At 46.4% G+C, this 6000-nt stretch carries 6 protein-coding genes; all 6 read right to left on the bottom strand.

Annotation, left to right across the window (positions count from 1 at the left end; translation table 11 throughout):
- On the bottom strand, positions 1-80 hold an 80-nt coding region (locus I2H74_RS24995), incomplete at its 3' end, for a hypothetical protein (RefSeq protein WP_267490724.1).
- Between the two features lie 298 nt (positions 81-378).
- Positions 379-1044 carry a regulatory protein RecX gene (locus I2H74_RS08590; protein ID WP_229106459.1) on the bottom strand — a complete coding sequence of 222 codons (666 nt, stop codon included), beginning with the start codon at positions 1042-1044 and terminating at the stop codon, positions 379-381.
- 80 nt (positions 1045-1124) lie between these two features.
- Entirely contained in the window at positions 1125-2189 is a 1065-nt protein-coding gene (recA, locus tag I2H74_RS08585) for a recombinase RecA (protein ID WP_195573294.1), read from the bottom strand.
- Positions 2190-2656: 467 nt separating this feature from the next.
- Complete coding sequence (locus I2H74_RS08580) at positions 2657-3925, bottom strand: competence/damage-inducible protein A (protein WP_195573292.1); 1269 nt, start codon at positions 3923-3925, stop codon at positions 2657-2659.
- A 123-nt stretch (positions 3926-4048) separates the two neighbouring features.
- Positions 4049-4627 (bottom strand): CDP-diacylglycerol--glycerol-3-phosphate 3-phosphatidyltransferase, encoded by a 579-nt coding sequence (pgsA, locus tag I2H74_RS08575; protein ID WP_195573290.1) that lies wholly within the window; start codon positions 4625-4627, stop codon positions 4049-4051.
- On the bottom strand, positions 4624-5955 hold the full coding sequence (gene rimO, locus I2H74_RS08570; RefSeq protein WP_195573288.1) for a 30S ribosomal protein S12 methylthiotransferase RimO: 1332 nt from the start codon (positions 5953-5955) through the stop codon (positions 4624-4626). The genes pgsA and rimO overlap by 4 nt, the downstream gene beginning before the upstream one ends.
- Positions 5956-6000: the final 45 nt, after the last annotated feature.

Here is a 6000-nt window from a genome sequence, read left to right as displayed (position 1 = left end):
GATTTGCGAATCAAGTATCCGATTCCAAATCCCAAGAACAATGCAATCACAACGAGAACGATTCCGAGCCAAATTTGCATCATCTGCCTCACCTCCCGTTGTTCCCTCTATAATAGAGAGAATATTGTTCTTTTGTTTTTGTTCAAGTTTTGTTTTACATTTAACGATCGAGTAGCTCGACCGCACTACATGGACGCATGTTCACACATGCCTAGGATGTCACGCTACGTGACGAAGAAGAAAATTCATTGGCGAAATGAATCAAGTGAAATCAATTTCTGGAAGAGAAATCAATCTCGTGAAAATAAAGATACATGTTCATTTTAGTATTTATGAAAAGAAATTGTCAAGCAAACTTCCCATCACTTGACATCTTCCTTACTCCTCTGTCTCTTCGAATTGCTCTTCCGATGCTGCTTGATTCGCAGCCTGTCTGGCAAGATCCGACGGATAGCCTCTCCGAGCTAGAAACGCTGCTACCTTTTGCTTGCGCAAAAAAGGCTCGCCGCTCGTTTGTCTCCATTTTTTATGCGCTGCGTGAAGCGCACTCTCACGCTCTTGTTCCGGGTCCAGAGCATCCATCGCCCGGGCGATATGGCGAGCATGCACGCCCTTCTGCTTAAGCTCCTGCTGGACCAATCGTCTTCCCTTATGATGACGAACAACTCGCTGTTCCAGCCATGCTTCAGCATAGGAGGCATCATCGACAAGCCATTCCTGTTCCAGTTGATTCAGCACAGTATCTATGATCTCTGCTTCATATGCCTTTTGGCTTAAATAGCGATGAAGCTCTGCGCGAGTCTTAGGCTTGCGCTGCAAGTATTTCAAAGCGTGAACGTAAGCCTTATTTTTCTCATCCGCTCGGATGATCTCCTCCATAAAGGATAAAGATACTTCCGTCCCCTTAAGCAAACGGTACTTGATCATAACATCTTCATGCACATTTAGAGGAGCTGCGTGCTCGAAATGAATCACATAGCGGCCGGATTGCTGCTCATCCTTTTCAACACGTACGATGATCGTCGTATCTGTTGTCTCTCCCAATCAAAGTCCTCCCCTAATCAGTATTCCCATATACAAACAAGACAAGCATCCTCACAGATGCTTGTCTCCACTAAAAGTCATTATTCCGAATCCGTTTCCGCATTGAAAAGAAGATCTTCTTCTGTCTCGTCATCTTTTGAGACATTATTGCCTATAACCGTTGACAAGTTGCTGGACTCACGAATCTTATTCTCAATAACCAGCGAGATATCCATATGCTCTTTTAGGAATTGCTTCGCATTCTCACGGCCTTGACCTAAGCGCTCGCCTTCGTAGGAATACCAAGCACCGCTCTTCTGAATAATATCAAGCTCTGTACCAATATCTACAATGCTGCCTTCCTTCGAAATGCCCTCGCCGTACATGATATCCACATCGGCTTGCTTGAATGGAGGAGCTACTTTATTCTTAACAACCTTAATACGTGTGCGGTTACCGACAATGTCGTTGCCTTGCTTGATGGATTCTACACGACGAACATCAAGACGCACACTGGAGTAGAACTTCAAGGCACGTCCACCAGGTGTAGTCTCTGGGTTACCGAACATGACGCCAACCTTCTCACGAAGCTGATTAATAAAGATCGCAATCGTCTTGGACTTGCTGATCGCTCCTGAGAGCTTACGAAGTGCTTGTGACATCAAGCGAGCTTGAAGACCTACGTGGGAATCCCCCATCTCACCTTCGATCTCAGCCTTCGGAACAAGCGCAGCAACGGAGTCGATAACGATAATATCTACAGCGCCACTGCGTACGAGTGCTTCAGCGATCTCCAGCGCCTGCTCACCTGTATCTGGCTGCGAGAGCAGCAGTTCATCAATATTAACACCAAGCTTGCCTGCATACACAGGATCCAACGCATGCTCAGCATCGATGAACGCAGCTTGTCCACCAGCCTTCTGAACTTCTGCAATGGCGTGAAGGGACACGGTCGTCTTACCAGAGGATTCTGGACCATAGACTTCAATAATCCGTCCGCGCGGAAGTCCTCCTGTACCAAGTGCGATATCTAACGCAATGGAACCACTCGGTACAATCTCAACTTGTGCGTGAGTGGACTCCCCAAGCTTCATAATGGAACCTTTACCAAATTGCTTCTCTATTTGACGCAATGCCATTTCTAATGCAGCACGACGATCTGACACAGACTCACTTCCTTCGTTATCGTTGATATCACTATCATACCTTCTTTTTGTTCCCTTGCCAAGCATTTTTTCGAACATACATTCGTTTTTTCACCTCAAACCCCCTCTTCATAGGTAATTTTTACATTTAATGTAATATAAACTATATCTGAAGATCCACTCGAATCACAACATCCTAGTCATCATGCCAAATGAAAAGAAACATTCCTCATGTATCCTAACTTCACTATATACCGTGACTGTACCGGACCAAAATGACTAAATCAACCGCTAATCCTCATTCATAGAAGGGATCATGTCCGTGAATAAATCCCCTTAGCGATACCTGGATTAACCATAAAGAACCGCAACAAAGCAAAGGCTTCATTGCGGTTCTTCCGCGCACATATCATCGGTATAAGTAGTATAGCACGCAGGAAACAGAGGAAGCAATAGTACCTGCTGTCCCGCATTCCAACCGCAACGTGCTATACGGCAACAAGACCTTTATCCTGCAGTCGTTTCCACAAGCGCTGCATCACAATCTTCGTTGCCCGCAGTCGAATCATGTCACGATTGCCGTTAAGGCGAAGCTCTTCAGTCACCGTCTCCTCACCTTTTTCAGCAATGCCAATATAAACAAGACCTGCTGGCTTGCGCTCGGATTGCCCTGGCCCAGCCACACCTGTAATGGAAATGGCATAGTCTGTATCCGTCAGCTTTAACAAGCCGTCGGCCATAGCTCTAGCAGTCTCATGACTGACAGCACCTGGCGCATCAGCACCCTCCATAAGCTCCATCGGCACTTGCAGCAGCGTATGCTTCATTTCATTCGAATAAGTAACAACTCCGCCTGTAAACATGCGAGAGCTTCCAGCGATGGAAGTAATCAACTCCGCAAAAAGGCCCCCTGTGCAGCTCTCGGCAGCGGATAGGGTTAATTGGTGCTTCGAAAATTGCTCCACCAGCACTTTCTCCAGCGAAACATCTTCTCTTGCAAACAGATGTGTCCCTACCCGCTCCAGGATGCGTGCTTCCATCGCGTTCAGCTTTTCTTCAGCCTGCGCTTCAGATGAAGACTTCGTAGCAAGACGGATTAATACCTCTCCTTCCTTCGCATATGGAGCAATCGTAGGATCGGTTTGTTCCTTAATCAGATCAATAAGTGCCGCCTCTAGATTCGATTCTCCGATACCGGCAAACTTCAGCATCCGAGAATAGAGCGAGCCACGTTCTTTAAAGAGGTTCTGTTCAAGCCATGGAATGACCTGCTCTTCAAACATCGGCTTCATCTCTTTTGGCGGCCCAGGAAGCAGGATAAACGCAACTCCATCCTGAATGATGGCATTGCCCACTGCTAAGCCTGCGCTATTGTCCAGTGCATCCGAGCCTTCGATAAGATGAGCCTGGCGGCGGTTGCTCTCTACCATATGTACACCACGATCTCGGAACATGTCCTCCATTTTTTGAAGGGATGGGATATGCATCTCCATCTTGCGTCCGAGCAATTCTGCTACCACATCCTTCGTGATATCGTCCATGGTGGGCCCAAGTCCGCCTGTCAGCAAGACGACATCTGCACGCTCCTTAGCCGTCTGAATGACATCCTTAAGACGTGTGCTATTATCACCAACAACCGTCTGATAATAAACGTCAATACCTAGCATAGCAAGCTGCTGAGATAAATATTGGGCATTCGTATTTACGATTTGCCCGAGGAGCAGCTCTGTCCCTACTGCGATCATTTCTGCTTTCATGAACCTTGCCTCCTGTGTAACAACGATTAACTTGAATAACGAGAATATAATGTAAAAGCAGAGATGAGCAAAAAGACAATAGGCCTTCCTATATAGGAATCTCCTATTGTCTTGATCGCTTTTTTATGACATGTGAAGAACATTTTTGTTCTTTACGAAATAATCAATACCGGAATACACCGTAATTAAGGCAGCTGCCCATGTAGCAATTAAGTCGAAGCGAACCCCGATTAAGGCAAACGGGAAGTTATTCAGCAGCATCGCGATAATCGCGGTGATCTGAATCGCAGTCTTCCACTTGCCCCACTTGCTTGCAGCCACAACTTGTCCCTCAAGCAATGCCACTTGTCGGAGTCCCGTTACAGCAAATTCACGGCTAATGATGACAATGGCAATCCAGGCGTCACATTTCCCCATTTCTACAAGTGAGATCAGCACAGCAGCAACAAGCAGCTTGTCCGCAAGCGGATCCAGAAGCTTGCCAAGGCTCGTAACCATCTTACGGCTGCGGGCAATGTAGCCATCAAGACCATCTGTACTTGCTGCAATAATGAAGATCAATGCTGCAATAATTTGCGTATAAGTGATTGAGAAATCTTGAAACTGAATCGGCTTATAAGAATCAAAGTTCACCAGCAAGAAAAACATCATGATCGGAACTAAGAAGATGCGAGCCAATGTTATCTTGTTTGCCAGATTCACTGAAGACCCTCCCCAGCTAAATCAAATTCCAACGCATGTGTAATGCGTACCTTAGCAATATCGCCAATCGTAAAATCTTTCAAATTCGATACAAATACTTCGCCATCGATCTCAGGAGCATCGAAATGAGAGCGGCCGATGTATACATCATTGCGACCATCGTAGCGTTCAACAAGCACATCAATCACTTGTCCAATTCGCTTCTCGCTAGCTCCCTTCGACACTTCCCGCTGAATCTCCATCAGCGTATTCGCGCGCCATTCCTTCACCTCTTCATCCAAGTGGTCTGGAAGACGGTTAGCCGGCGTATCCTCTTCACGGGAATAAGTGAAGACGCCAAGCTTGTCAAACTTCATTTCCCGAACAAAATCGCATAGGCGATTGAATTCATCTTCTGTCTCGCCAGGGAAACCAACAATGATTGATGTGCGCATCGCTACATCAGGAATGCGGGCTCGAATCTTGCGGACCAATTCTCTCGTATCCCGTTGACGACCTGGTCTGCGCATGCGCTTCAAGACAGAGTCCTCACTATGTTGAAGGGGCATGTCTATATATTTGCAGATTTTTGGATTTGTCGCAATCGTCTCGATCAACTCATCCGTAAAGAATCCTGGATATGCATAGTGGAGACGTACCCACTCTACGCCTGGAACCTCACTTACACGATTCATCAGCTCAGGCAGCATGAAGCCATCGTAAAGGTCCGTACCATAGTTCGTAGAGTCCTGTGCAATCAAGCTGATTTCCTTGACGCCTTGATCTGCAAGCTGCTTGACTTCGGCAAGAATCGATTCCATGGTGCGGCTGCGGAACTTGCCGCGCATAATCGGAATGCTGCAGAATGTGCAGTTATTGTCGCAGCCTTCTGCGATCTTTACATAGGCAGTATAGCGCTCAGTAGACACTTTACGGGGAAGTGCTTGTTCATAGTTGAAAATTGGATTGCCTACCAGGATCGGTTTGCTTCCTGCTAAAGCCGCATCGACAATATCGTTGATTTTGTCAAAATCCCCCGTTCCCACTATGCCGTCGATCTCTGGCATTTCATCGAGCAGCTGCTCTTTGTAGCGTTGTGTCAGACAGCCTGACACGATGAGTGCTTTGAGGTTGGCGGTTTCTTTAAGATCAGCTAGATCCAAAATCGTATTAACCGATTCTTCCTTCGCTGCATCAATAAATCCGCAAGTGTTAACAATAATAACCGTTGCCTCTTCATTCTGTTCTACCAGCTCGTATCCACGACCATGGATCAATCCAGACATAATCTCTGAATCAACCAGGTTTTTATCGCACCCGAGAGTTACGATTTTAATTTTCTCTGTCATTCATACATCCCCCATTGATGTTGTTGCGAGCTATGTCGCAAAAAA

This window comes from Paenibacillus sp. 1001270B_150601_E10, assembly GCF_015558675.1.
GTDB lineage: Bacteria > Bacillota > Bacilli > Paenibacillales > Paenibacillaceae > Paenibacillus_B.
The sequence above is the reverse complement of the archived record's forward strand: the minus strand, read 5'-3'. Positions and strand labels throughout refer to the sequence as shown.